17 protein-coding genes are annotated in these 24,614 nt (G+C 63.2%); 14 read left to right on the forward strand and 3 right to left on the reverse strand.

Annotation, left to right across the window (positions count from 1 at the left end):
- The first annotated feature begins 63 nt into the window (after positions 1 to 63).
- From JMY29_RS01225 to JMY29_RS01245, 5 genes are all read left to right on the forward strand, one after another.
- Entirely contained in the window at positions 64 to 1,578 is a 1,515-nt protein-coding gene (locus JMY29_RS01225; RefSeq protein ID WP_189076388.1) for a four-carbon acid sugar kinase family protein, read from the forward strand.
- A 25-nt stretch (positions 1,579 to 1,603) separates the two neighbouring features.
- Positions 1,604 to 2,506, forward strand: a complete 903-nt coding sequence (locus tag JMY29_RS01230; protein WP_189076389.1) for an NAD(P)-dependent oxidoreductase — start codon at positions 1,604 to 1,606, stop codon at positions 2,504 to 2,506.
- A 175-nt stretch (positions 2,507 to 2,681) separates the two neighbouring features.
- Complete coding sequence (locus JMY29_RS01235) at positions 2,682 to 4,148, forward strand: GntP family transporter (RefSeq protein WP_018778989.1); 1,467 nt, start codon at positions 2,682 to 2,684, stop codon at positions 4,146 to 4,148.
- Complete coding sequence (locus JMY29_RS01240) at positions 4,148 to 5,017, forward strand: class II fructose-bisphosphate aldolase (RefSeq protein WP_189076390.1); 870 nt, start codon at positions 4,148 to 4,150, stop codon at positions 5,015 to 5,017. Before JMY29_RS01235 ends, JMY29_RS01240 begins: the two co-directional genes overlap by 1 nt.
- Positions 5,018 to 5,055: 38 nt before the next feature.
- Positions 5,056 to 5,448, forward strand: coding sequence for a DUF1304 domain-containing protein (locus JMY29_RS01245; protein WP_039239292.1), 393 nt, complete (start codon positions 5,056 to 5,058; stop codon positions 5,446 to 5,448).
- Here the strand turns inward: JMY29_RS01245 and JMY29_RS01250 are convergent.
- Complete coding sequence (locus tag JMY29_RS01250) at positions 5,445 to 5,864, reverse strand: VOC family protein (protein WP_018778986.1); 420 nt, start codon at positions 5,862 to 5,864, stop codon at positions 5,445 to 5,447. The two genes, JMY29_RS01245 and JMY29_RS01250, sit on opposite strands and share 4 nt — an antisense overlap.
- A gap of 161 nt (positions 5,865 to 6,025) precedes the next feature.
- Here JMY29_RS01250 and JMY29_RS01255 point away from each other — a divergent pair, with 161 nt between their 5' ends.
- Positions 6,026 to 7,378, forward strand: coding sequence for an acyltransferase family protein (locus JMY29_RS01255; protein ID WP_189076391.1), 1,353 nt, complete (start codon positions 6,026 to 6,028; stop codon positions 7,376 to 7,378).
- Complete coding sequence (locus JMY29_RS01260) at positions 7,375 to 7,737, forward strand: GNAT family N-acetyltransferase (protein ID WP_018778983.1); 363 nt, start codon at positions 7,375 to 7,377, stop codon at positions 7,735 to 7,737. Before JMY29_RS01255 ends, JMY29_RS01260 begins: the two co-directional genes overlap by 4 nt.
- Positions 7,738 to 7,747: 10 nt before the next feature.
- Here the strand turns inward: JMY29_RS01260 and JMY29_RS01265 are convergent, their stop codons facing one another.
- A complete protein-coding gene (locus JMY29_RS01265) occupies positions 7,748 to 8,149 on the reverse strand; it encodes a hypothetical protein (protein ID WP_155845952.1) in 402 nt (133 codons plus the stop codon).
- Between the two features lie 373 nt (positions 8,150 to 8,522).
- Here JMY29_RS01265 and JMY29_RS01270 point away from each other — a divergent pair, with 373 nt between their 5' ends.
- From JMY29_RS01270 to JMY29_RS01280, 3 genes are all read left to right on the forward strand, one after another.
- A complete protein-coding gene (locus JMY29_RS01270) occupies positions 8,523 to 10,157 on the forward strand; it encodes a sigma-70 family RNA polymerase sigma factor (protein WP_189076392.1) in 1,635 nt (544 codons plus the stop codon).
- Between the two features lie 277 nt (positions 10,158 to 10,434).
- The gene (locus JMY29_RS01275; RefSeq protein WP_229778649.1) at positions 10,435 to 17,829 is read left to right on the forward strand and encodes a DUF7507 domain-containing protein; all 7,395 of its coding nucleotides are present in this window, start codon (positions 10,435 to 10,437) and stop codon (positions 17,827 to 17,829) included.
- A 92-nt stretch (positions 17,830 to 17,921) separates the two neighbouring features.
- Positions 17,922 to 18,350 (forward strand): hypothetical protein, encoded by a 429-nt coding sequence (locus tag JMY29_RS01280; RefSeq protein ID WP_055977230.1) that lies wholly within the window; start codon positions 17,922 to 17,924, stop codon positions 18,348 to 18,350.
- A 74-nt stretch (positions 18,351 to 18,424) separates the two neighbouring features.
- On the opposite strand, the gene JMY29_RS01285 is transcribed toward JMY29_RS01280, so the two are convergent.
- On the reverse strand, positions 18,425 to 18,796 hold the full coding sequence (locus JMY29_RS01285) for a hypothetical protein (protein ID WP_189076393.1): 372 nt from the start codon (positions 18,794 to 18,796) through the stop codon (positions 18,425 to 18,427).
- A 288-nt stretch (positions 18,797 to 19,084) separates the two neighbouring features.
- Here JMY29_RS01285 and JMY29_RS01290 point away from each other — a divergent pair, with 288 nt between their 5' ends.
- Genes JMY29_RS01290 through JMY29_RS01305 form a run of 4 tightly spaced genes read left to right on the forward strand, consistent with a single transcriptional unit; the run spans position 19,085 to position 24,466 of the window.
- Positions 19,085 to 20,647 carry a pyridoxal phosphate-dependent decarboxylase family protein gene (locus JMY29_RS01290; protein ID WP_272932232.1) on the forward strand — a complete coding sequence of 521 codons (1,563 nt, stop codon included), beginning with the start codon at positions 19,085 to 19,087 and terminating at the stop codon, positions 20,645 to 20,647.
- Entirely contained in the window at positions 20,644 to 21,987 is a 1,344-nt protein-coding gene (locus JMY29_RS01295) for a lysine N(6)-hydroxylase/L-ornithine N(5)-oxygenase family protein (RefSeq protein WP_189076394.1), read from the forward strand. Before JMY29_RS01290 ends, JMY29_RS01295 begins: the two co-directional genes overlap by 4 nt.
- Entirely contained in the window at positions 21,984 to 22,574 is a 591-nt protein-coding gene (locus JMY29_RS01300; protein WP_079582630.1) for a GNAT family N-acetyltransferase, read from the forward strand. Before JMY29_RS01295 ends, JMY29_RS01300 begins: the two co-directional genes overlap by 4 nt.
- On the forward strand, positions 22,571 to 24,466 hold the full coding sequence (locus tag JMY29_RS01305) for an IucA/IucC family protein (protein WP_189076395.1): 1,896 nt from the start codon (positions 22,571 to 22,573) through the stop codon (positions 24,464 to 24,466). Before JMY29_RS01300 ends, JMY29_RS01305 begins: the two co-directional genes overlap by 4 nt.
- Positions 24,467 to 24,614: the final 148 nt, after the last annotated feature.

Below are 24,614 nucleotides of genomic sequence, written 5' to 3' on the forward strand. Positions count from 1 at the left end.
GTTAGATGTCTGACATCTTACATTCACAAACCGCAGCAAAGATTTCCCACGATGGAGTGAACAGTGACCCTTGAAGCCGACGTTCTGGCCGCTTTCCCGGCGGAAGTCCAGATTCCTGCTCAGCTCGTGGCCGATGCCGTTGCCGCGTCCTCGGCAAGCAGCCCCCGCGTCCTGGTGGTCCTCGACGACGACCCCACAGGCACCCAATCCGTGGCAGATCTCGCAGTGCTGACCAGCTGGGATGTCGCTGACTTCACCTGGGCCTTCGCCCACATCCGTGACAACCAGACCAAGCCCGCCGTCTATGTGCTGACCAACACCCGTAGCCTGGACCCCGCAGAAGCCGCAGCCCGCAACGAGGAAATCGTCCGGAATGCGCTCGCGGCAGCTGCTTCTGCCGACGGACTGCGCCTGGGTTTCGTCAGCCGGAGCGACTCCACCCTCCGCGGCCACTACCCGCTGGAGCCGGACGTCATCGCCGCCACCGTGGCTGCTGAAACCGGCGAAACCACCGACGGCGTGGTGATCGTCCCCGCGTTCCCCGACGCCGGTCGCGTCACCATCGGCGGTGTGCACTACATGCGTGGGACCGGAGAAGATGCCGGTTCCCTCACCCCCGTTGCCGAGACGGAGTTCGCCAAGGACGCGAGCTTCGGCTTCGCCAACTCAGAGATGGCCAAGTATGTGGAGGAGAAGTCGCAGGGGCGGTTCCCCGCCAGCGACGTGATCGTCCTGGACCTGAACATCATCCGCGCCGGTGCTTCCGCCCAGGACCCCGCCATCTCCGCGAAGGCCATCGCAGACGCCCTGGAATCCGCCAACAATTCCACCCCGATCGTGGCCGACATCGTCACCGAGAATGACTTCCGCGCCCTTGCTCTGGGCCTGGAGGAAGCAGAACGCCGCGGCAAGAAGCTCCTCTACCGCGTGGGTCCGCCTTTCGTCCGTGGACGCATCGGCCAGGAGATCCGCACCGCGCTGACCTCCGAAGAGGCCTTTGCGGGCAACACTCCCTCAACGGCCGGAGGCTTGATCGTCGTGGGTTCCCACGTGGGCGTCACCACCCGGCAGCTCAACGACCTCACGGCACAGCACAGCTCGGCGAGGACCATCGAAATCGACGTCGAGAAGCTCATTGCCGGCACCAAAACCCAGGGCGAAGCAGAAGCCGACGCGTACATCGGAACGGTAGTGGCCGACGTCGTGGATGCCCTCCGCAGCGGTGACGTGATCGTCCACACCAGCCGCCTGCTCATCAAGACCGACGACGCCGCAGCCAGCCTGAAGATCGCCCGCACCGTCTCCGCCGCCGTCGTGGCCGTCGTGAACCGCACGCTCAAGAGCTTCCCGCCGCGCTTCGTCATCGCCAAGGGCGGCATCACATCCTCGGACGTGGCCGCCCACGGCCTGGAAATCCGCCACGCGATCGTCCGCGGCCCCATGCTCCCGGGCATCGTCTCCCTCTGGGAGCCGGTGGACGGCCCTGCAAAGGGCATCCCGTACATCGTCTTCGCCGGCAACGTGGGTGACGACCAATCCCTGACCCAGGTCACCCGCAAGCTCAGCGCAACCTTCTAACAGCCAAAATTCAATGGAGAACACCATGACCAGCAGCAACTACACCGTCACCGTCCTGGGCCTTGGTGCCATGGGCCTGCCCATGGCAACCCGGCTCGCGTCCGAGCTGACTGTGCACGGCTTCGACATTGCCGAGCCCCGTCTGGAACTCGCCGCCGCGGCCGGTATCAAGACCTTCGCCTCGGCCCGCGAAGCTTCGCAGGACGCAGATGCGCTGCTGCTCGCCGTCCGCAACGGTGAGCAGCTCAACGACGTCCTGTTTGGCGAGAACGGTGTCGCTGCCGTTCTGAAGCCGGGCGCCGTCGTAATCCTGGGCAGCACGGTGGGAACTGAAGCCATCCCGGCGACGGTCGCCAAGCTTGCCGAGTACGGTGTTTCGCTGGTTGACGCTCCGCTGTCCGGCGGCCCCAAGCGTGCCGGTGAAGGCGATCTATTGATCGTGGTCGGAGCCGAGCCGGAGGCGCTGGAGAAGGCGCGCCCTGCCTTGGAATTGCTGGCCTCCACATTGAGCATCGTGGGCGACAAGCCCGGCGACGGCCAGGCCCTGAAGACCGTCAACCAGTTGCTCTGCGGAGTCCACATCGCTGCCGCCGCCGAGGCCATGGCCCTCGCGGACGCCCTCGGCCTCGACCAGGCCAAGACCCTCGCAGCCCTCGAAGCCGGAGCCGCCGGTTCCTTCATGCTCTCCAACCGTGGCCCGCGCATCCTCGAGGCCTACACCGAAGACGGCGCCGAGGTCCTCAGCCGCCTGGACATTTTCGTCAAGGACATGGGCATCGTAGGCAAGGCAACCCGGGCCACCGGACTCGCCGCACCCGTTGCCGCTGCCGCCGAGCAGCTCTACCTGCTCGGCCAGGCCCAGGGTCTCGCCGCCGCTGATGACTCCGCCGTCATCAAGGTAGTAGCGCCCGCCAAGCGCACCGCTTAACCCCCGGGAGTTTTTGTACACCTAACGCCCTCATGGGGCGCCCTAAAGGTCATTAGCTGTACAAAAACTCCACCCACCCCAGAACGCGCGACGACGGCGATCCCCCCTTCGCCGTCGCCGCCACCTCCCGCCGGTCTGCTGTGCGCACCGGTTTGTCAAAGGAGACACCGCCCCAATGAACCCCCTCGTCAACTCCCTCATGGCCGGGGCCGCAGATGCCCCTGCCATCAAACCCGCAGTGGAGCTGGGAACACCGCTTCTGCTGACCATCGCCGCGGCAGGCATCGCCTTGCTGCTGGTCCTGATCATCCGATTCAAGATCCAGGCATTCGTTGCCCTGCTCGCCGTCAGCATCCTGGTGGGCGTGGCCGCGCAGATTCCGCTCAAAGACATCTTCACGGTGGTGACCAACGGTGTTGGAAGCACCATGGGCAAGGTCGCCTTGTTGATTGCCCTCGGCGCCATCCTCGGCCGCATGATCGAGGTCTCCGGCGGCGTGCAGTCCTTGGCCACGCACTTCACGGAGAAGCTCGGTGCCAAGCGCGTTGCCGTCGCGTTGACGGCCGTCGGCTTCCTGGTCGCGATTCCGGTGTTCTTCGAGGTGGGAGTGATCGTTCTCGTTCCGATCGTTTACGCCTTCGCCAAAATCGCCAAGGTCCACCCCATCAAGTTCGGCCTGCCCATGGCCGGAATCATGCTGTCCATCCATGTGGCTGTTCCGCCGCACCCGGGCATCGTCGCCGGCGCCGGCGTATTCGGTGCCGACATCGGCCTGATCACCATGATCTCCCTGATCATCTGCATTCCCTTGGGCTTCCTGTCCTACTGGGTTGCCAGCATCATGAACCGCAAGGACTACGAACTCCTCCCCGGCGTGAAGCAGCAGGTTGAGGAATTCGGTTCCGATTCCCTGGTCCACGTGGGCCACGACGGTCCGGGTGCCCGCGCAATCGCCCCTCCGCGACCGGGCCTGATCATGTTCCTGATCGCGGCTCCCATCGTCCAGATTCTCCTTGGGACCGTTGGCACGCTCACCATCGCCAAGGACAACTACTGGTACGGCGTGGCCTCGTTCATCGGCAACCCGTTCTTCGCCCTCCTCGTTGCCGTTGCGTTGTCGTTCTTCCTGCTGGCTGTCCGCCGCAACTGGTCCCTCAAGGAAACAGGCGAGATTTTCGAGGGTGCCCTGCCGCCCATCGCTTCCATCCTGATGGTGGTTGCTGCCGGTGGCGTCTTCGGTGAAGTCCTCCGCACTTCCGGCATCGGAGCCGCGCTCTCCCACACCTTGGACAGCCTCGGCCTGCCCGTGATCGTGCTCGGCTTCATCATCTCGCTGGCCTTGCGCGCAGCACAGGGTTCGGCGACGGTTGCAATCGTCACGACGACGGGCCTGCTCACCTCAGCGGTCATGGAAGGCGGCTACTCGCCGGCGCAGATCGCAGTGATAGTGATTGCCATCGGCTTCGGCGCGCTCGGCCTGTCCCACGTGACCGATGCCGGCTTCTGGACCGTGATCCGCTACTACGGCCTCACGGTCTCCGACGGCCTCAAGACCTGGACCGTCCTGACCACCATCCTGGGCCTGGCCGGCTTCGTCCTGACGTACGTTGCCTGGATCCTGGTAGGAGGCCTGGCCCACTGATGCGCACGAAACTCGACCACCTGGTCAATTCCGCGTTGGTCACCGGCTCCGCTGTTCCAGCTTTCACCTGCTACGACTTCACCACCGCGCTCGCCGTCGTGTCAGCTGCGGAGGAGGCCCGCCTTGGCGTAATCCTGTTGGTGGCGCCGAAAACCGCGTCCACCGCCAACGGCCTGCGGCTCATCACTGCCCTCCGGGGCCTGGCGGACTCCGCGAGCGTCCCGGTGTCCGTCCAGCTGGACCATGCTTCGGATCTGAACGTCATCCTGGAAGCCGTGGCTGCCGGAGCTGATGCCGTCCTGGCCGATGGCTCATCCAAGCCGCTCAAGGACAACATCCGCCTGGTCCGCGAGGTCCGTGCCGCGCTGGACGCGGCGGGCCATGCCGGCGTCGTGATCGAAGCGGAGTTGGGCGGACTGGCAGGCGACGAGGACCGCGCGTTCGGGTCATCAACGCCCGACGCCGGTGCTTCCGTCCCCGGTCTCACCGACCCGGAGCAGGTGGCCGGCTTCGTGGAGCAAACGGGTGCGCAATTGCTCGCTGTGGCCGTGGGAAACGTCCACGGCAAGTATACGGGTGAGCCCAACATTCGGTGGGATGTGTTGCAGGATGTCGCTGCACGGACAGAGGTCCCTCTGGTGCTCCACGGCGCCTCTGGAATCCCGGCCAGTGAGCTTGCCAAAGCTTCCGGAATGCAGGTAGGCAAAGTGAACTTCAACACGGAGCTGCGGACCGGGATCCTGGCCGCGTTGGAGTCGGAAACAGCGGCGTACCGGGCAGACGGCGAGAATCTCCAGGGATTGCTGGCCCGGTGGAACGGTTCGGCAGCATCCTTTGCCGGCGCCACGCTTGAGTTGCTCAGCGCCTGACACGCAGCGCAGGAACACGGGGAGGCTAGGATCAGACCATGATCCTGGCCTCCCTGATTTTCGCGACGATTGCCGCCCTTCTTCACGTCTACATCTTCACCATGGAGTCCATCACCTGGACCAAGCCCGCTACGTGGAAGACATTCAGCATCACGTCCCAGGCCGAAGCGGATACCACCAAGTCCATGGCGTACAACCAGGGCTTCTACAACCTCTTCCTCGCCATCGGTGCATTGGTCGGGATTGTCGCAGTGGCCATGGGTGCACCCCAGGTCGGTTGGACCCTCGTCTTCAGCAGCTGTGGCTCGATGCTTCTTGCGTCTCTGGTCCTCGTGGCGAGCGGTAAGAAGTACCTCCGGGCAGCGACCATCCAAGGCACGACGCCGCTGCTCGCCGTCGTGCTTGGAATCCTGGCCGTAACGCTGGGCTAGTGTTCCGGTGGGCCTGCCTGGGCTGCGGCGTCGTCCATCCACAGCACTTCCCAGTGGTGGCCGTCGAGGTCCCTGAAGGCCCGGCTGTACATGAAACCGAGATCCTGCGGGTCATAGGTTTCTGAGCCGCCGGCTTCCAGGGCTTTGCCCGCCAAAGCATCCACGTCTTCCCGGCTGTCGGCCGAAATGGCGACGATGGCCGCCGTCGAATTCCTGGTATCCGCGATGGGCTGCTTGGTGAACTGGCTGAACTTGTCGTGCGTAAGCAGCATTGTGTAGATCGTGTCGCTGAAAACCACGCATGCCGCGGTTTCGTCGGTGAAGTTCGGGTTGATCGTGTAGCCAAGTGCTGTGTAGAAAGCCTTGGATGCCTCGAGGTCGCTGACAGGAAGATTCACGAAAATGGACGTAGTCATGCGTCTGATCCTGCCGTTGTTTCGGCGTCCCGTCCAGACATGGAATGCGACCATGTGGACAGGGCGGAAGCCACCCTGCTGGCTCCGCCGCTCCGCGAGGCGGACAATGGAGTCAGCACACTGGGAGTCAGCACGCAGGTGCCGGCCCGGTAGGGAGAGCCATGGAGCGGGAGGCGTTTCCTGCGGTCAGCCCAACGGCTGCGCAGAGGGATCCGGTGATCGACCTTGTCCGATTCATGTGCCTGCTGCTGGTGGTCGCAGCCCACTGCATGATGGTGAGCCCCGTTTTGCACAAGGACGGGACAGTCGAGACCCGCAACGTCCTCATGGAGCAAGCCTGGTTCACGCCTGTGCTCTGGGTCCTGATGATCGTTCCGCTCTTCTTTGTCCTTGGCGGTGTTACCGGCCTCCAGTCGTGGCGGCGGTTGAGAACGGCCGGCGGGACAGGATTCGACTTCGCCCAGCTGCGCCTCCTGCGATTGGTGCGTCCCGCCATGGCCCTGCTCGCCGTCATGTGGGGAGGGTTGTGGATCGCGCTGCTGCTGGGTGTCCATCCGCAAGTCATCCAGCTGATGACTGCCGGAGCTGCGATGCCGTTGTGGTTCCTCGCCGCGTACCTCACGGCCCAGCTGAGCATCCCCCTCTTGGCAAGATTCCATGAACGTGCACCGCTGCTGACTTTCGGGGTTCTGGTGGCCTTCATCATCGCCGTCGATTCCCTCCGCGGCGCCATTCCCGTGCTGGCGTTTACCAACATGATTTTCGTATGGTGCGCCGTGCAGCAGCTGGGCTTCTTCAAGGCCGATGGCTTCTTCGAACACCGGAGCCGCACCTGGCTGGTGGGCGCCATCATCTGCAGCAATCTCCTCCTGGGACTTGTCACCGGAGTCGCTGTGTATCCGGGGAACATGGTGGTGAACATCAACCCGCCCAACTTGTGCCTGCTTCTGCTGGGCATTTCCCAGACAGCCACCCTGCAACTGCTGGGTCCAGGACTGCGGTGGCTCGCTGACGTCCGGTGGATCCGTGCCGGGATCGCTGTGGCGGGACGCCGCTCCATGACCGTTTATCTATGGCATCTCCCCCTCCTGGTCGGCATGGCCGGTTTGTTGTTGCTCACCGACGTGCCCAGGCCGGTGGCCGAGACCGCAGAGTGGTGGTGGGCCCGCATTCCCGTCTTCATCGCCGTGGTTGCACTGCTCGTCCCGGTGACGATGCTTTTCGGCCGGCTTGAGGATCGTCCCATGGCAGCCAGCCATGCTCGAGGCCCGGGGCGGGCCGCCGTGGTGACGGCCGCCGTCGTGGTCTTTATCCCAGTGGCGGACGCCGCCTTCAACGGACTGACGCTCGCGTTGCTGGGTGGGGGAGCGGCGTGCTTCGCGCTGTCCGTCCTGCTTTTGGGCAGGGTTCCGACGCCGGTCCCCCCGGCGGCGGAGGCAGAACCTGCGGAAGCGCCGCAGGCGACCCCGGCCACGTTGCCAGCACACGATTTAAGTGCCAATCTCGAACCATGACCGAGAATACGGATTCACTGGCCGAGTCGTTCCGCCCCGGTGTAACTACATTGCGCAACGACAAGTTCCACCGCTACGAGTTACACGTAGACGGGGAGTTGGCGGTGATTTCGCAGTTCCTGGACAGGCCCGGTCACATCGACTTCATCCACACAGAGACGAAACCCCAATTCAAGGGCCAAGGACTGGCGAACGTTCTGGCACACTTCGCCCTGGATGACGTTGTGGCGTCGGGGAAGCGCATCATTCCGCATTGCCCGTTCATTGCCGGTTACCTGAAAAGGCACGAGGGATATGAACAGGACGTCGACTGGCCGAAAGAAAAGCCTACGGTTGACGCGGAGCCTGACAACAACTGACCGCGCCGGGTCAGTCGGTCCGCCCTCTCGGCGAATGCGGCCTTCGTCGCGGCGAGACTGACGTGACCGTTGCTGAAGCCCAGTAGCCCAGGCCTGGTCGCGATGACCGTGGAAGCCAATCCAGCCGCGCATCCGAGAGCGCCACGATGGCGTCGTGTTCATCAACAACTTCCTGGCCGCGGCACCACGCCCTGACCTGCATGGCACTTACCAGGCTGCCGCCGTGGACATGGTCCGACTCCGTGACGCGGTAGGAGAAACTCCGCATGACGCCTTCGCCCGGGGCCAGGGAGCCGACTGACAGATGGCGACGGTCCGGGCTGGAGGTATAAACCAGGGGCTCCATGGCCTCGTTGGTGAAGGACCGCGGAATAAGACGAATGTTACGGAGATGGCACGTGGAGTCGTTCATGATCCATGCCGTGAAGATCACCGTCTCACCGGGGACGGCCGTGCACTTGTCCGCGCCGTGGATCAATGTGATGCATTTCGCTTGCGCAACCAGCGGCCGGTTGCCGTGATGCCGGAAGTGCGAAAACGGTGTTTTCGCACTTCGCGAGTGGATTGCGGTGCCCGCGGAGACACTCCGGACCGCCCTCGACAATGACGACCGCCCTTTGAAACGCGCTACTCGTCGCACTTCGCCGGAGTTGTGAAACTTCATGCCTGATTAGTGGTGGCGGGAACAGTTTTATGTCGCTTATTCGACGAAACTTTTCGCCCCTTATAGTCCTAAGTAACCTGTGATTCAAGTCAAGATGCAATCTGGTGTCACACTATTGTTTATGGATCAAGTATTAATGTCCGGGGCCGGTGGGGCGTCCCCAACTTTGGCTGCCGAAAATGACAGCGATCCCCATATCCTGAACCTTGTCCGCCAGGGCGTCACGGACGCCTTTGACACCCTCTACAAGCGGCACGTTCAGATCGCCCACTACGTCGCGCGCACACAGTCCGACAACCCCAGCGACGCCGATGATGTCGTCGCAGAGGCCTTTGCCACCATCTTCCAGTCCTTGAAGGACGGCAAAGGCCCCAAGGAGTTTTTCCGTTCCTACCTCCTGACGGTGGTGCGGCGTACGGCGCATGAACGCAACCGAAAAGCCAGGCTCACGCAAACCGCCGCGGACGACGCCATCCTGGACGCGGCCGTCCATGATGACGATCCCGTGGTTGGCGATCTTGAGTCGAGCATCATGGCCAATGCCTTCAAATCGCTGCCGGAACGTTGGCAGGCCGTTCTCTTCCACCTTGATATCGAGGGATTGAAGCCGGCTGCTGTTGCGCCACTGGTGGGTCTCACGCCGAACGGCGTCTCATCCTTGGCCATCCGGGCCAGGGAAGGTTTGCGTCAGGCCTACCTGCAACACCACATCAGCCGCAGCGTTGACCAGGCCTGCGACGAATTTGCCAGCCAGCTCGGCAAGTATGTGCGCAACGCCCTCAAACGCACGTCCAAGGAAAAAGTGGGTGCCCACCTGGAAGACTGTGCCAAGTGCACCGCGTTGTTGATGGAACTCAATGACGTCCAGGGCGGCATGCGTGCCATCCTTTTCCCCTTGGTTGCGGGCGTTGCCTTTACCCCGGCAGCTGCCGCAGCGGTCGGGTGGCCAGGCGCCGGTGTCGCAGCGGGAGGCGGTGTCGCAGCGGGCGGCGGCAAGGCCGCCGTCGTTGGCCTTCACGGAGTGAGCCAATCCTGGAAAATCCCGGCGGCCATGGTGGTGGGTGCCGCAGCTCTGGCGGGGGTCATCACCTGGTTCCTGCAACCCGAACCCGGTCCCGCTTCTGTAGTTGTTGCAGAATCTCCTGCCAGTATTCCGACGGCCGAGGAAACGGCGTCGGCCCCGGTTCCAAGCAGCAGTGCGTCGCCTGAACCCAGTGCCATTGTGGAGCCGCCCCTCCTCCCTGTCGTTGCCCCAACGGCTGTGCCATCTTTGGCTCCCAGTCAACCTCCCGCCGTCGTGGTTCCGCCGGAAGAGCCGTCGGGACGGCGCGCTGTTGTCGTAGACCCGGGCGTCATCTATTCGACGACGGCGCCGCAGGCCACCGCTTCGGCGGCACCCTTGACGCAAACGGTTGAGGCGACGTTCTCGGCCAGCCAGGGACCAAGCCCCCTTGAACGCGACCTTGGCGTCCAGTTTTCCCTGGCCGGGGATGGTTCGCCGACATCCGGAGAAGTGGTCTTTGCCCTGCCGGCGGACGCTACTTTCATAGCAGGGAAGACGGTGGTGCCGGAGGGCTGGGAGTGCAGCGCATCCGAGGCTCGCCGGATCCGCTGCACCACAGCCACGCTGGACCCGCAGCAGTTGACCTTTGTCGTCGCTGTGACCCTGCCGGACGGTGCGGAGAGCGGCACCCTGGACTACCAGTTCAGCGGGCAAGGAATCGTGCCGAAGACGTTCACCAATACCTTTCATTAAGGCGCCCGAAAGTCATTAAGGCGCCCGAAAGGGCTGTTCTTGGCGGCTTGAAAAAATTCTTGCTGATTTCGCGTCACGATTCGTGAGTTTCGCCCACTAAGAAGTTGGGTGCTCTATGCCCTGGTGCTGTCAGGAAAATTTGGCGCTTTTCTGCGTCACGAATGGTTATGGAAGCGCACAAGGCAACTGGGAGTAGCCTTCCGCATTTCACAGCCATCACGCGAGGATTCCAAGCTCGACCGGATCCCAGGCGTGGTCCAGACAGGCAAGAGAGCCAATGAAACATTCATATCCAAGAAAGCTGTTGGCGGGTGCGCTCGCTACAGCCATAATTTCCCTGGGAGTGGGTGGTGCCATGGCGCCGCCAGCCCTGGCAACCACGCCGGGAACCCCGGGCGTCACCCAGCCAGGGACGCCGGTCTACACGGAGGATTTCTCCAACCAGAACGCGACAAGTAATGCCATCAGCCTCCTGAACTACACCGGAGGCGCCGCCGCCGCCAATGAGACGTACACGGCCGATACCCCGTATACGCCCGCCGGCGGGCAGTGCGACGGATGGATCCTCAACTCTTCAACACCAACGCCGCCAACCGACCTGGGTTGCTACAGGAACCAACCGGCAGGCTGGAACCAGATCCGGTCCATGGCTCAGGCGCTTGGCCTGGCTCAGGGCCAAACTGCTGCCCAAGCCGCCAGCAACCAGGCTCTCTCCGAGTACACCAACGCAAGCTCCGGCGTGATCGATCCCGGCGTGATGTTCCGGACGACAAAGAATTCCATCCCAGCCGTATCCGGCCACTACTACGCTGTCTCGGCGTACTTTGCGGAGGTTAACTGCCACGCGGCGCACGCCAGCGAGACTTTCAGCCTCCTGGTCAACGGCACACCGATCGTGCTGGGGACGGGTCTCGACCCCTGCGGCGGCAGCACCTCGCCGGAAGTCCAGGTCACCAAGCTGCAGTCCGGCGCGTTCAAGATTCCCGAGGGCACCTCGCCATCGTTGGGCTTGGAGCTTCGCAACGAAGCAACCACCGGGTCGGGCAACGATGTGACCTTCGACCTTCCCCAGATCGTGGATGTAACGCCGCAGCTGGACAAAGCTTTCACGCCTGCCCTCATCGGGCCGGGTGGAACCTCCACGGTTACCCTGACCGTAACCAACACTGACGACGTCAAGGCCAAGAGCGACTGGTCCATTACGGATACCCTTCCGGCCGGGCTGGTTGTCGCAGGTACCCCCAATATTGGCGGGACCTGTGTTCAGGCTGCGGGCACTGCGCCGTTCGTCAAGACGGCGGTCGCCGGCGGCAATTCCATCTCTGTCACCGGCGGCGACCTCGCTGCCGGCATGGAGTCCTGCACCGTCACGGTTGACGTCACATCGGATACCGAAGGAACGTACGTCAACGGTCCGGATAACATCGTCACCAACCTGAACCCGCCGGCAGACGCGACGCTCATTGTGCGTGCCCCCCGGATTACCTTGAGCAAGGCCCTGGACGCTCCGCGACTGTCTGATGCTGATCAGTTCACCATGGAGATCCGTTCGGGCTCTGCCACCGGCCAGGTTGTCAGCAACCCCGCCAACTCCACCACCAGTGGTTCCGGCTCCACCGTTTCCACCGGAACCGGCACCACGGGGAAGTACGTCGCTGACACTGGTGCCAGCTACTACCTGACCGAGTCGGGTGGCTCCAACTTGTCCGATTACGCGAAGACCATCACCTGTACAGATGCCAACGGACTGCAGGCCAATCTGCCAAGCGGCGTTGCATTTGAGGGATCCCTGGCGCTCGTACCTGTGGCCGGCGCCGACATTGACTGCGTGCTGACCAACACCGCGCAGTCGGCTCCTTCGATGACGTTCACCAAGAGCGCGGACGCGTCCGGGATTCAGTCGCCGGCTGTAGTGGGCGACAAGATCACCTACATGTTCACGGCTACCAACACCGGAAATGTGGCGTTGACGGATGTTGTCATCACCGATCCGCTGGCTGGCCTCTCCACCCTGACGTACAGCTGGCCCGGCACCCCGGGTACTCTGCTTCCGGGCGAGACTGTCACCGCCATGGCAACCTACTCCATCACGCAGGCGGACATCGACGCAGGACACGTAGCCAACTCGGCCACCACCTCGGGTAATCCTTCGACCGGTCCGCCCGTCATCCCGCCACCCGGCACCACCGACACTCCGCTGACTCCTGGCCCCGCCATGGAATTCAGCAAGTCGGCCGATGCATCCGACATCCAGAACCCGTCCGTCGTCGGCGACATCATCACCTACACCTTCACGGCGAAGAACACCGGCAACGTGAAGTTGAGCAACGTTTCCATCAATGACCCGCTGGCTGGTCTGTCGGCTCTGGTTTACTCGTGGCCGGGCACTCCGGGCGAGTTGCTCCCGGGCCAGACCGTCACGGCTACGGCAACGTATGCCATCACCCAGGCGGACATCGACGCCGGTCACGTTGCGAACACGGCAACCACCACGGGAACCCCTCCTACAGGTCCTGCCGTGACCCCGCCCCCTGCGGGCACCGATACACCGCTGACTCCTGGCCCGGCCATGGAGTTCACCAAGACGGCGGACGCTTCAGCTATCCGGAACCCCTCCGTCGTGGGTGACGTCATCACCTACACCTTCACTGCAAGGAACACCGGCAACGTGACGTTGAAGAACGTGTCCATCACGGATCCGTTGGCTGGTCTGTCGGCTTTGGCTTACACCTGGCCGGGCACTCCGGGCGAGTTGCTCCCGGGCCAGACAGTGACGGCTACGGCAACGTACGCCATTACCCAGGCTGACATCGAGGCCGGCCACGTGGCCAACACGGCAACCACCACGGGCACTCCGCCCGTTGGTCCTCCGGTGACGCCTCCTCCGGGAACTACGGACACCCCGTTGACCCCGGCTCCGGCCATGGAGCTCACCAAGACGGCGGATGACTCAGCTGTTCAGAACCCCACCAAGGTGGGCGACGTGATCACTTACACCTTCACGGCGAAGAACACCGGCAACGTGAAGTTGACCAACGTCTCCATCACGGATCCGCTGGCTGGTTTGTCGGCTTTGGCTTACACCTGGCCGGGCACCGCGGGTGAACTGCTTCCGGGTCAGACCGTGACGGCTACGGCAAGCTACGCAGTGACCCAGGCGGACATCGAGGCCGGCCACGTTGCGAACACGGCAACCACCACCGGTACCCCTCCCACAGGTCCTGCCGTGACCCCGCCCCCTGCGGGCACCGATACACCGCTGACCCCTGGCCCGGCCATGGAGTTCACCAAGACGGCGGACGCTTCGGCTATCCGGAACCCCTCCGTCGTGGGTGACGTCATCACCTACACGTTCACGGCGAAGAACACCGGCAATGTGAAGTTGAGCAACGTCTCAATCACGGATCCGCTGGCTGGTCTTTCGGCTTTGGCCTACAACTGGCCGGGCACCCCGGGTGAACTGCTTCCCGGTCAGACGGTGACGGCTACGGCAACGTATGCCATCACCCAGGCGGATATCGACGCCGGTCACGTGGCTAACAGCGCCACGACGACGGGTATTCCTCCGTCCGGTCCTCCGGTGACGCCTCCTCCGGGAACGACGGACACTCCGTTGACCCCGGGTCCGGCCATGGAGTTCACCAAGTCGGCTGACTCCTCAGCTGTTCAGAACCCCACCAAGGTGGGTGACGTGATCACGTACTCCTTCTCCGCGAAGAACACGGGCAACGTCACGTTGAAGAACGTCTCCATCTCGGATCCGCTGCCTGGTTTGTCTGCCCTGGCATACAACTGGCCGGGCACCCCGGGTGAACTGCTTCCGGGCCAGACCGTGACGGCTACGGCAACGTACGCGGTGACGCAGGCGGATATCGACGCCGGCCATGTCGCCAACAGCGCCACGACGACGGGCACTCCGCCGTCCGGTCCTCCGGTCACGCCCCCTCCGGGAACGACGGATACCCCGTTGACCCCGGCTCCGGCGATGGAGTTCACCAAGTCGGCGGATGCCTCCGGCATCCAGAACCCTTCTGTTGTAGGTGACATCATCACCTACACGTTCACGGCCAAGAACACGGGCAACGTGAAGTTGAGCAACGTTTCCATCACTGACCCGCTGGCTGGTCTGTCAGCTTTGGCTTACACCTGGCCGGGTACTGCCGGTGAGTTGCTTCCGGGCCAGACCGTCACGGCTACGGCAACGTATGCAATCGCCCAGGCTGATATCGACGCCGGTCATGTCGCCAACAGCGCCACGACGACGGGTACTCCGCCGTCCGGTCCTCCGGTCACGCCTCCTCCGGGAACGACGGACACCCCGTTGACCCCGGCTCCGGCAATGGAGTTCACCAAGACGGCGGACGCCTCCGGTATCCAGAACCCGTCCGTAGTAGGTGACCGCATCATCTACACCTTCACGGCGAAGAACACCGGCAACGTGAAGTTGAGCAACGTTTCCATCACTGACCCGCTGGCTGGTCTGTCGGCTCTGGCTTACACCTGGCCGGGAACTCCCGGCGAGTTGCTCCCGGGCCAGACCGTCACGGCTACGGCAACGTATGCAATCGCCCAGGCTGATATCGACGCCGGCCATGTTGCCAACAGCGCCACCACCACTGGTACTCCGCCGTCCGGTCCTCCGGTCACGCCTCCTCCGGGAACGACGGACACCCCGTTGACCCCGGCTCCGGCGATGGAGTTCACCAAGTCTGCTGACTCCTCGGCGATCCAGGATCCGTCGGTTGTGGGTGACATCATCACCTACACGTTCACGGCCAAGAACACCGGCAACGTCACGTTGAAGAACGTTTCCATCACTGACCCGTTGGCTGGGTTGTCTGCCCTGAGCTACGTTTGGCCGGGCACTCCGGGCGAGCTGCTTCCGGGTCAGACGGTGACGGCTACGGCAACGTATGCCATTACCCAGGCTGACATCAATGCAGGTCATGTGGTGAACTCGGCCACGACGACGGGCACCCCGCCTGTTGGTCCTCCGGTGACGCCTCCTCCGGGAACGACGGACACTCCGTTGACCCCGGCTCCGGCCATGCAGTTCACCAAGTCAGCTGATACGTCGGCCGTCAAGGATCCTTCCATGGTCGGTGACGTGATCACGTATACCTTCACGGCGAAGAACACCGGCAACGTGAACCTGAGCAACGTTTCCATCACGGATCCCTTGGCTGGGTTGTCCGCCCTGAACTACGTTTGGCCGGGTACTCCGGGCGAGCTGCTTCCGAGCCAGACCGTCACGGCTACGGCAACGTATGCCATCACCCAGTCGGATATCGACGCCGGTCATGTCGCCAACAGCGCCACCACCACTGGTACTCCGCCGTCCGGTCCTCCGGTCACGCCTCCTCCGGGAACGACGGACACTCCGTTGACCCCCGAGCCGGGCATGGAGTTCACCAAGACGGCGGATGCCTCGGCAATCCAGAACCCCACCAAGGTGGGCGACGTGATCACGTATTCCTTCTCCGCGAAGAACACGGGCAACGTCACGCTGAAGAACGTGACCATCACGGATCAGTTGGCTGGTCTCTCGGCTTTGGTCTACTCCTGGCCGGGCACCGCAGGCGAGCTGCTTCCGGGCCAGACCGTGACGGCTACGGCAACGTACGCGGTGACGCAGGCGGATATCGAGGCGGGCCACGTTGCGAACTCGGCCACCACTACTGGTACTCCTCCCACCGGTCCTCCGGTGACGCCTCCTCCGGGAACGACGGATACCCCGTTGACCCCGGCTCCGGCGATGGAGTTCACCAAGTCGGCGGATGCCTCGGCTGTTCAGAACCCCACCGAAGTGGGTGACGTGATCACTTACACGTTCACGGCGAAGAACAGTGGCAACGTCACGCTGAAGAACGTGGCAATCACGGATCCGTTGGCTGGCTTGTCGGCGTTGACGTACACCTGGCCCGGTGCTGCAGGAATCCTGCTGCCCGGTGAGACGGTGACGGCTACGGCAACCTACGCGGTGACGCAGGCGGATATCGACGCCGGCCATGTCGCTAACAGCGCCACGACGACGGGCACTCCGCCGTCCGGTCCTCCGGTGACGCCTCCTCCGGCAACGACGGATACTCCGTTGACCCCGGCTCCGGCGATGGAGTTCACCAAGACGGCGGACGCCTCGGGGGTCCAGAACCCCACCAAGGTGGGTGACATCGTCAAGTACGCATTCACGGCGAAGAACACGGGTAACGTCACGTTGAAGAACGTGACCATCACGGATCAGCTGGCTGGGTTGTCGGCTCTGAGCTACAACTGGCCGGGTACTCCGGGTGAGCTGCTTCCGGGTCAGACGGTGACGGCTACGGCAACGTATGCCATCACCCAGGCGGATATCGACGCCGGTCACGTGGCTAACAGCGCCACGACGACGGGCACTCCTCCGTCCGGTCCTCCGGTGACGCCTCCTCCGGGAACGACGGATACCCCGTTGACCCCGGCTCCGGCAATGGAGTTCACCAAGTCTGCCGATGATTCCGCAGTTCATGACCCGTCGAAGGCCGGTGACCTGATCACTTACACCTTCACGGCGAAGAACACCGGCAACGTCACGTTGAAGAATGTGGTCATTGATGATCCCCTGGCTGGCCTCTCGGCTTTGACGTACAGCTGGCCCGGTGCAGCAGGAACCCTGCTTCCCGGTGAGACAGTGACGGCTACGGCAACGTACGCCATCACCCAGGCGGACATCGACGCCGGCCACGTCGCCAACTCGGCCACGACCACGGGCACTCCTCCCGTTGGTCCGCCGGTAACGCCGCCTCCGGGTGAAACGGACACTCCGTTGACCCCGGCTCCGGGCATGGAGTTCACCAAGACGGCTGACGCCTCCGCTGTTCACTCGCCTTCCAAGGTCGGTGACCTGATCACTTACACCTTCACGGCGAAGAACACAGGGAACGTCACGTTGACCAACGTCTCCATCGACGACCCCCTGGCTGGACTCTCTGCGCTGAGCTACACGTGGCCCGGTGCAGCAGGAACCCTTCTTCCGGGTCAAACGGTGACGGCTACGGCAACGTACGCCATCACCCAGGCGGACATCAATGCCGGTCACGTCGCCAACTCGGCCACCACCACGGGAACTCCTCCCACCGGTCCCTCGGTGACGCCTCCTCCGGGTACCACGGACACTCCGTTGACCCCGGCGGCAGGTTTGGAGTTCACCAAGACGGCTGACGCTTCTGCGGTAGGTGATCCCACCCATGTGGGTGATCTGATCACTTACACGTTCACGGTGAAGAACACCGGAAACGTTCCCCTGAAGGGCGTTGTGGTGAACGACTCCATGCCTGGTCTGTCTGCCTTGAACTACGCCTGGCCCGGTGATGCGGGAGTCCTGCTCCCCGGCCAGACGGTGACGGCTACGGCGACGTACGCCATCACGCAGGCGGATATCAACGCAGGCAAGGTGGCCAACACCGCAACTGCCACCGGCATTCCGCCCGCGGGACCGCCGGTGAGCACGCCACCTGCAACGGCTGAAGTGACCTTCCCGCCGACCGTCCCGCCGGCCGCGCCGTCGGCGTCGGATCAGTCCGGAGGGTCGCTGGCCAGCACTGGTGTTGTTCTCACCGTGCTGCCCATCAGCCTTCTGGTGGTTGGCGCGGGTCTCTTCCTGTTCCTCGCTGGGCGCCGCAAGCGTTCCGAGGCCTAGGTAGCAGTGTGCGTGGCAGCCGGGTTCACAGCCCGGCTGCCACGCACACGTCCGTTCATTTACACATCACGAAAGATCCAGGTAGCCATCACATGAAGAAATCAGTCGCGGGCCTCGTGGGCGTGCTGGTTGCAGTCTCGGCATTGTCCGCTTGCTCTTCGCCGCAAAGCAGCGAAGCGGGCAATCCGCCGTCGTCGACCACAACCCAAGCCGCCACCACAGGCGAGGCAAAGCCGGCGAACCCGGGCACTGGCATCATCGAGGCAACCTCCATGACCTCCTGTGACACGGCGCCCGGGAAGGTGACGGCGAAAGGGACGGTGACTCCTCCGGCCCGTGCCAAAGGAGCAGTCAAGATCACCGTCAGCTGGGTGGATTCAAAGACTTCTGCCGTGCTTGCCCGTGGAGAGCAGACCTTCAAGGATGCCGCAGCAGACAAAGCTCTCGACTGGACCATCAACGCAGAAGTCTCCAAGCCAGGGGTGGACGTCAAGTGCGTCCTCGGGGCCACGGTGCTCTAGCGCGCGGCTCCAGCAGCCGGTCTCAAGCAGCCGGGACCGCTGTTCCTTTGGAGAAGCGGCCAACCAGGTATCCACTACCCGGTTGGCCGCTTTTTTTGCCACTGGATGGCATGCCAAAAGAGAAGCCCTGCCGTGAGCAGAACGCCGCCCAGGAGCGCGTAAGGAGCGTTCGACAACATCATGTACGTGAACTGGGCCGTTGAGGCTGATTGATACGGCGCCGGCGCGGGCCCGACCAATGCCGCGGCAGCGGTGCTAATGGCCCAGATCCCCACCCAGAGCAAGCCTGCGTCAAGAACCCAGAGGGCGATGATGAAGGGGTTCACGGACAGGCGCCGGGGCGGCGGGCCCGCTGTCTCCGGAACATGCGGGCTGACTGCCTGTACGGCATTGCCATGCTCGTCGATTTCGCGGAAACCGATCCGCTCGTGAACGTGGTCTTTCATGGGTCCCCCAACCGCGGAATGTCCTTGTTCCTGCACTCTACTCCCCGTAGATCCGAGGTTGGGGTACCGGCTCCTGAAGGACCTAAATACCCGCCGTCTCCGCCGAAAGCGGCCGTATTCTCCACGCAAAACCCCGTCCGGAAAAGTCAATGACGGAGCGATCTTGCAGTTGTGGACCCAGAAACCGCCTTCCGAGCGAAATAGGTCACAAAAGTTTGACGGAAAGGCTTACCTAAGTAAGGCTTACCTTGCTAACAAGCGCCCCAACGCAAACGGAAGGAAGCTGACGTGACGTCACCCAGTGTCGAAGAGCGGATCGCTCAGGAACCGGATTTTGGTTCCAAGGTGGAGCTGGCCCTCGCTGCCACAAACCAGCTGTTCAACGCCCGCAATTCGCCCAGCTACGTGGCGCAGGTGCTTCAGGGAGTCAATGCCGTCTCCACCAAGGTCCAACGGACCGCCCGGCCCTTCACTGGTGTGGGGCATGCAGATCTCAAAGCGAAGGTCGGCGCGGTTGACCTTGAGCGTCCGTTGCCTGACACCGCTGCCGCCCTTGAGGAACTCGATGAGCTTTACCTCAAGGACGCTGTCTACTTCCACGACTCCCGCTACGCAGCGCACTTGAACTGCCCCGTGGTCATCCCCGCCTTGGTGGGTGAAGCAGTGCTCTCGGCCGTGAACTCTTCCATGGACACCTGGGACCAGAGCGCGGGCGCCACCATGATCGAGCGTCGCCTTATCGATTGGACCGCTGAGCGCATCGGCTTCAACGCGGAGGCTGATGGCGTCTTCACCTCAGGTGGCAGCCAGTCCAACTTCCAGGCCTTGCTGATCGCCCGCAACCACGCCGTCTCCAAGCTGCGGGCCGCGAACGGGGACGCCCGCCTGCCGCACCTCCTGGACCGGCTCCGGATCTTCACCTCCGCGGACAGCCACTTCAGCATCCAGAAGTCGGCTTCCATGCTGGGCCTCGGTTTTGACGCCGTCATCGCGATTCCTACTGCCGAAGACCACCGCATGGACCCCGCCGCGCTTGCGGCCGCTTTGGCGGAAGCTCACGACGCCGGTCTGGTACCCATGGCCGTCGTGGCCACCGCCGGGACCACGGACTTCGGCTCGGTTGACCCGCTCTCCGAGCTCGCCGCACTGGTCCGCGCCTACGATTCCTGGCTGCATGTCGATGCGGCCTACGGCGGAGGCCTGATCGTTTCCGGGCGTTACCGGCACCTTTTGGACGGTATCCACCTGGCCGATTCCGTCACTGTGGACTTCCATAAGACCTTCTTCCAGCCGGTCAGCTCCAGTGCAGTCCTGGTCCGTAACGGTTCCATGCTTGGCCACGTCACCTACTACGCGGACTACCTCAACCCTGAGAGCGCCGCGAAGGCCGAGATCCCCAACCAGGTGGACAAGAGCATCCAGACCACACGCCGTTTCGATGCCCTGAAGCTATGGCTCACGCTGCGCATCATGGGTGCGGACGCCATTGGGGCGCTCTTCGACGAGGCCATTGACCTGACGGGCCGCGTGGGCATGCTGCTGGCTGACGACCCTGAATTCGAGCTCGCGGCAGCACCGCAGCTGAGCACCCTCGTGTTCCGGTACCGCCCCGAGGCTGAGGGTTCACGACTGGCCGAAGACGCGGCAGACATCCTCAACCCAGCCATCCGTGCGGCCATCTTCGCCTCGGGTGAGGCTGTCGTTGCCGGAACCAAGGTCGCCGGACGCCACTACCTGAAATTCACCCTCCTCAACGCTGAAGCCAGCCTGGGGGACATCCACGAAATCATCGAACTGATCCGCAGGACCGGCGCCAGCCTCCTCGCAAACACCACGGAGGAAGCAGCATGAGCACCCCTGACAACGGCAGGATCTACGACGTCGCAGGCATCGGCGTCGGGCCTTTCAACCTGGGGCTGGCCGCGCTGAGCGAGCCGCTGGAAGACTTGGACTGCGTGTTCCTGGACCGCCGTGAGTCCTTCGACTGGCACCCTGGCATGATGCTTGAGCCGGCGCACTTGCAGGTTCCTTTCATGGCGGACCTCGTCACCCTTGCCGACCCGACGTCGCCTTTCTCTTTCCTGAACTTCCTGAAGCAGACGGGCCGTTTGTACCGCTTCTACATCCGGGAGAATTTCTACCCGTTGCGCGCCGAGTACAACCAGTACTGCCAGTGGGTCGCGGGCCAGCTTGAGTCCGTTCGTTTTAGCACGGATGTGCTGGATATCAGCTACGACGACGGCGTGTACCGCCTTTCGGTGCAGGGACCGGATGGCGCTGAGGTGCTTCGCGCCCGTCGACTGGTCCTTGGCACCGGAACGTCCCCGTACATTCCGGACTCCTGTGCAGGAGTAGTGCACGCCGGGGGACTCGTCCTCCACAACGCCGACTACCTGTCGAGGAAGAGTGAGCTGCAGTCCAAGCGCAGCATCACCATCGTGGGCAGCGGCCAGAGCGCTGCGGAGCTCTACTACGAACTCCTTCAGGAAATCGACGTCTACGGCTACCAACTGAACTGGGTCACCCGCTCCGGGCGCTTCTTCCCGCTGGAGTACACCAAGCTCACGCTCGAGATGACGTCGCCGGAGTACGTCGACTACTTCCATTCGCTGCCGGGCGAGCAGCGCGATTCACTGATCAAGAGCCAGAAGAACCTGTACAAGGGCATTAACTCGGACCTGATCGACGACATCTACGACCTCCTCTATACCAAGAGCCTCTCCGGCATGGTGGACACGCAGCTGCACACCCATTCGACACTGACCGCAGCGGCGTGGGACGCGGCGACGGGCACCCATACCCTCCAGCTGCACCACGAGGAACACGGCCGCGACTACAGCCTCGAGTCCGAAGCCGTGGTCCTGGCGACCGGCTACAGCTACAAGGAACCTGCCTTCCTCGCCGGCATCAACGACCGCATCCGCCGCGACTCCAAGGGCCGCTTCGACGTCGAGCGCAACTATGGAACCGGCGTCGAACCCGGCGAGATCTTCGTCCAGAACGCTGAACTCCACACTCACGGTTTCGTGACTCCGGACCTTGGCATGGCCGCCTACCGCAACTCCTGCATCCTGCGCGAAATTACCGGACGCGAGGTCTACCCGATCGAGCGCAGCATCGCCTTCCAGCAGTTTGGAGCGCCCGCTCCCGTGCCGGCCGGCGTCCCGGAGAACGCCGGGGTGACGGCATGAGCTTCACCTTCCGCGCTGTGGACCCCGTAGCCGACGCACCTGTCCTTCACAGCTGGGTGAGCCAGGAGTATGCCCGCTTCTGGGGAATGGTTTCGGCCACTGAGCAGGACGTTGTGGAGGAATACTCAAAGATCGCCGCCTCCGGTCACCACCAAGCGTTCCTGGGACTCGACGACGGCGTCCCCGCCTTCCTGATGGAGCGGTACCGTCCGGAGTCTTCGCCGCTGGCGGACGTTTACGACGTCCAGCCCGGCGATGTTGGCATGCACCTGCTGGTGTCGCCGCCGGTCGGTGAGCCGCAACCGGGCTACACCACGGCCGTTATGCAGTCCGTGATGACGGAACTGTTCGCGGACCCCGCAACCCGGCGGATCGTCGTCGAGCCTGACGCCCGCAACCACAAGATCCATGTCCTCAACGAAAAGGTGGGCTTCCGCCCGCGCGGCGTGGTGACCCTGCCCGCCGTCGACCCTGCCGAAGACCACAAAAAGGCTCTGTTGAGCTTCTGCGCCCGCGAGGATTTCCTCGCCACCCTGACCCCGATTCTGGCCGCGCCTGCCGCGGCGACCAGAGGAGAATCCCTGTGACCACCACTGCCGACAAAGCGACGACCACCGCCGTTGATTCCGTGTCGCACTTGACCCCTGAACGCTGGGCGGCAGCAAACCGCCATCTGGTTCGCAAGGCAATCGCGGAGTTCTCGCACGAACGCATCCTGGTGCCGGAGCTTATTCGCGATGAAGGCGCCGGCATTGGGCTTTACCGCGTAATGAGCGACGATGACGCCACCGAATACCGTTTCCGTGCACGGCTGCTGCAGCTTGAGCACTGGTCTGTTTTCGCCGACTCCATAGTGCGCCTGCGCGACGGCGGGGAGTTGCCCATTGACGCCTTGGACTTCATCGCCGAGTTTCACGAGGCACTGGCCATCCGGATGGAAATGCTGCCGGTGTACCTCGAGGAGATCAGCAGCACGCTGGCCAGCCACGCGTATAAGCAGGGCAAGCCGTTCAGCTCGGCCGAGCTGGCAGCGGGCATCACGGGCGGGACCGACCCGGCCGCTGACTTCCAGGCCATTGAGCACAGCATGACCGAAGGCCACCCCTGTTTCGTGGCCAACAACGGCCGGCTTGGTTTCGGGATCGCGGACTACCATGCGTTCGCGCCGGAAACCGGGGCAACCGTCAAGCTTCAATGGATCGCAGTGCACCGCAGCAAGGCAGTTTTCACCTCGAGCGCGGGGCTGGACTACCGGACACACTTCGAAGCTGAACTCGGGCCGGCCACCTTGGCGTGGTTCAACGCAGAGCTATCCGCGTCCGGCCTGGATCCCGAGGACTATCTCCTCATGCCGGTCCATCCGTGGCAGTGGGACAACAAGCTCACCGTGACGTTCGCGGCAGAAATCGCCCAGCGACACATCGTGAACCTGGGTACGGGGGAGGACAACTACCAGGCGCAGCAGTCCATCCGTACGTTCTTCAACACCACCTCACCGGAGAAGGCGTACGTGAAGACGGCCATGTCCGTATTGAACATGGGCTTCATGCGTGGCCTGTCTCCGCTGTACATGAAGGCAACGCCGGCCATCAACGACTGGCTTCAGGAACTGATCGGCAATGACCAGGAGCTCCAGAGCCGGGGCCTGGCCATGATCCGTGAAACCGCTGCCATCGGTTATCACAACCACTACTACGAGGCGGCTTCCGCCAAGGGTTCGCCCTACCGCAAGATGCTCTCGGCCCTGTGGAGGGAGAGTCCGCTGCCGATGCTCAAGGACGGGCAACAGCTGGCCACCATGGCTTCATTGCTGCACGTGGATTCGTCCGGGAACTCCGTGGTTTCGGCCCTGATTTCCCGGTCCGGCCTGGCGCCCACCGAATGGCTTCGCCGCTACTTCGAGGCCTACCTGGTGCCGCTGGTCCACTGTCTCTATGAGTACGAGCTCGCCTTCATGCCGCACGGGGAGAACGTGATCCTGATCCTCGAAAACGGCGTGCCGGTCCGGGCGATCATGAAGGACATCGCCGAGGAAATCGTTGTCATGGGGGACCGGCTGGAGCTGCCGGAAGAAGTCTCCCGGGTCAAGGCCGAGATCCCCGCCGAGGAAATGGTTCTGGCCATCTTCACCGACGTGTTCGACTGCATCTTCCGTTTCCTGTCCGCAATTCTCGTGGAGGACGGGACACTGGCCGAGGACGAATTCTGGGAGACCACCGCTGCTGTGCTGCGCGAATACCAGCAGCGCCATCCGGAGCTTGCAGACCAGTTCGCCATGCATGACCTGTTCGCGGCGGACTTCGAGCTGTCCTGCCTCAACCGTCTCCAGCTCCGGAACAACCAGCAGATGCTTGACATCTCGGACCCTTCCGGAGGGCTGCAAATGGCCGGCCGCTTGACCAACCCCTTGGCGGGAAGACACGGGGATGCTGTTTCGCTGTCAGCAAAATCTGGAATCACTGGTCCATCACAGTCATAGGCATCCCGAGGCCTGGAGGCCCGAATTTCCGCCTGCAGTGGTTCGGAAACCTTCGGATCCGCTTGTGGCCGCAGAATATTTCACGGGTTGCCAAACACTGCAAGTCACACGGCCCAGCGACAAAACCCGGGAACGATGTGCCCTCCGG

Origin of the sequence: Paenarthrobacter nicotinovorans (genome assembly GCF_021919345.1) — a bacterium.
Lineage (GTDB): Bacteria > Actinomycetota > Actinomycetes > Actinomycetales > Micrococcaceae > Arthrobacter > Arthrobacter nicotinovorans.

Excerpts from the sequence above, each read along its gene's own strand:
- JMY29_RS01230 (WP_189076389.1), top strand. The coding sequence starts at position 1,604 with ATGACCAGCAGCAACTACACCGTCACCGTCCTGGGCCTTGGTGCCATG.
- JMY29_RS01235 (WP_018778989.1), top strand. The coding sequence starts at position 2,682 with ATGAACCCCCTCGTCAACTCCCTCATGGCCGGGGCCGCAGATGCCCCT.
- JMY29_RS01240 (WP_189076390.1), top strand. The coding sequence starts at position 4,148 with ATGCGCACGAAACTCGACCACCTGGTCAATTCCGCGTTGGTCACCGGC.
- JMY29_RS01245 (WP_039239292.1), top strand. The coding sequence starts at position 5,056 with ATGATCCTGGCCTCCCTGATTTTCGCGACGATTGCCGCCCTTCTTCAC.
- JMY29_RS01250 (WP_018778986.1), bottom strand. The coding sequence starts at position 5,864 with ATGACTACGTCCATTTTCGTGAATCTTCCTGTCAGCGACCTCGAGGCA.
- JMY29_RS01255 (WP_189076391.1), top strand. The coding sequence starts at position 6,026 with ATGGAGCGGGAGGCGTTTCCTGCGGTCAGCCCAACGGCTGCGCAGAGG.
- JMY29_RS01260 (WP_018778983.1), top strand. The coding sequence starts at position 7,375 with ATGACCGAGAATACGGATTCACTGGCCGAGTCGTTCCGCCCCGGTGTA.
- JMY29_RS01265 (WP_155845952.1), bottom strand. The coding sequence starts at position 8,149 with ATGAACGACTCCACGTGCCATCTCCGTAACATTCGTCTTATTCCGCGG.
- JMY29_RS01270 (WP_189076392.1), top strand. The coding sequence starts at position 8,523 with ATGGATCAAGTATTAATGTCCGGGGCCGGTGGGGCGTCCCCAACTTTG.
- JMY29_RS01275 (WP_229778649.1), top strand. The coding sequence starts at position 10,435 with ATGAAACATTCATATCCAAGAAAGCTGTTGGCGGGTGCGCTCGCTACA.
- JMY29_RS01280 (WP_055977230.1), top strand. The coding sequence starts at position 17,922 with ATGAAGAAATCAGTCGCGGGCCTCGTGGGCGTGCTGGTTGCAGTCTCG.
- JMY29_RS01285 (WP_189076393.1), bottom strand. The coding sequence starts at position 18,796 with ATGAAAGACCACGTTCACGAGCGGATCGGTTTCCGCGAAATCGACGAG.
- JMY29_RS01295 (WP_189076394.1), top strand. The coding sequence starts at position 20,644 with ATGAGCACCCCTGACAACGGCAGGATCTACGACGTCGCAGGCATCGGC.
- JMY29_RS01300 (WP_079582630.1), top strand. The coding sequence starts at position 21,984 with ATGAGCTTCACCTTCCGCGCTGTGGACCCCGTAGCCGACGCACCTGTC.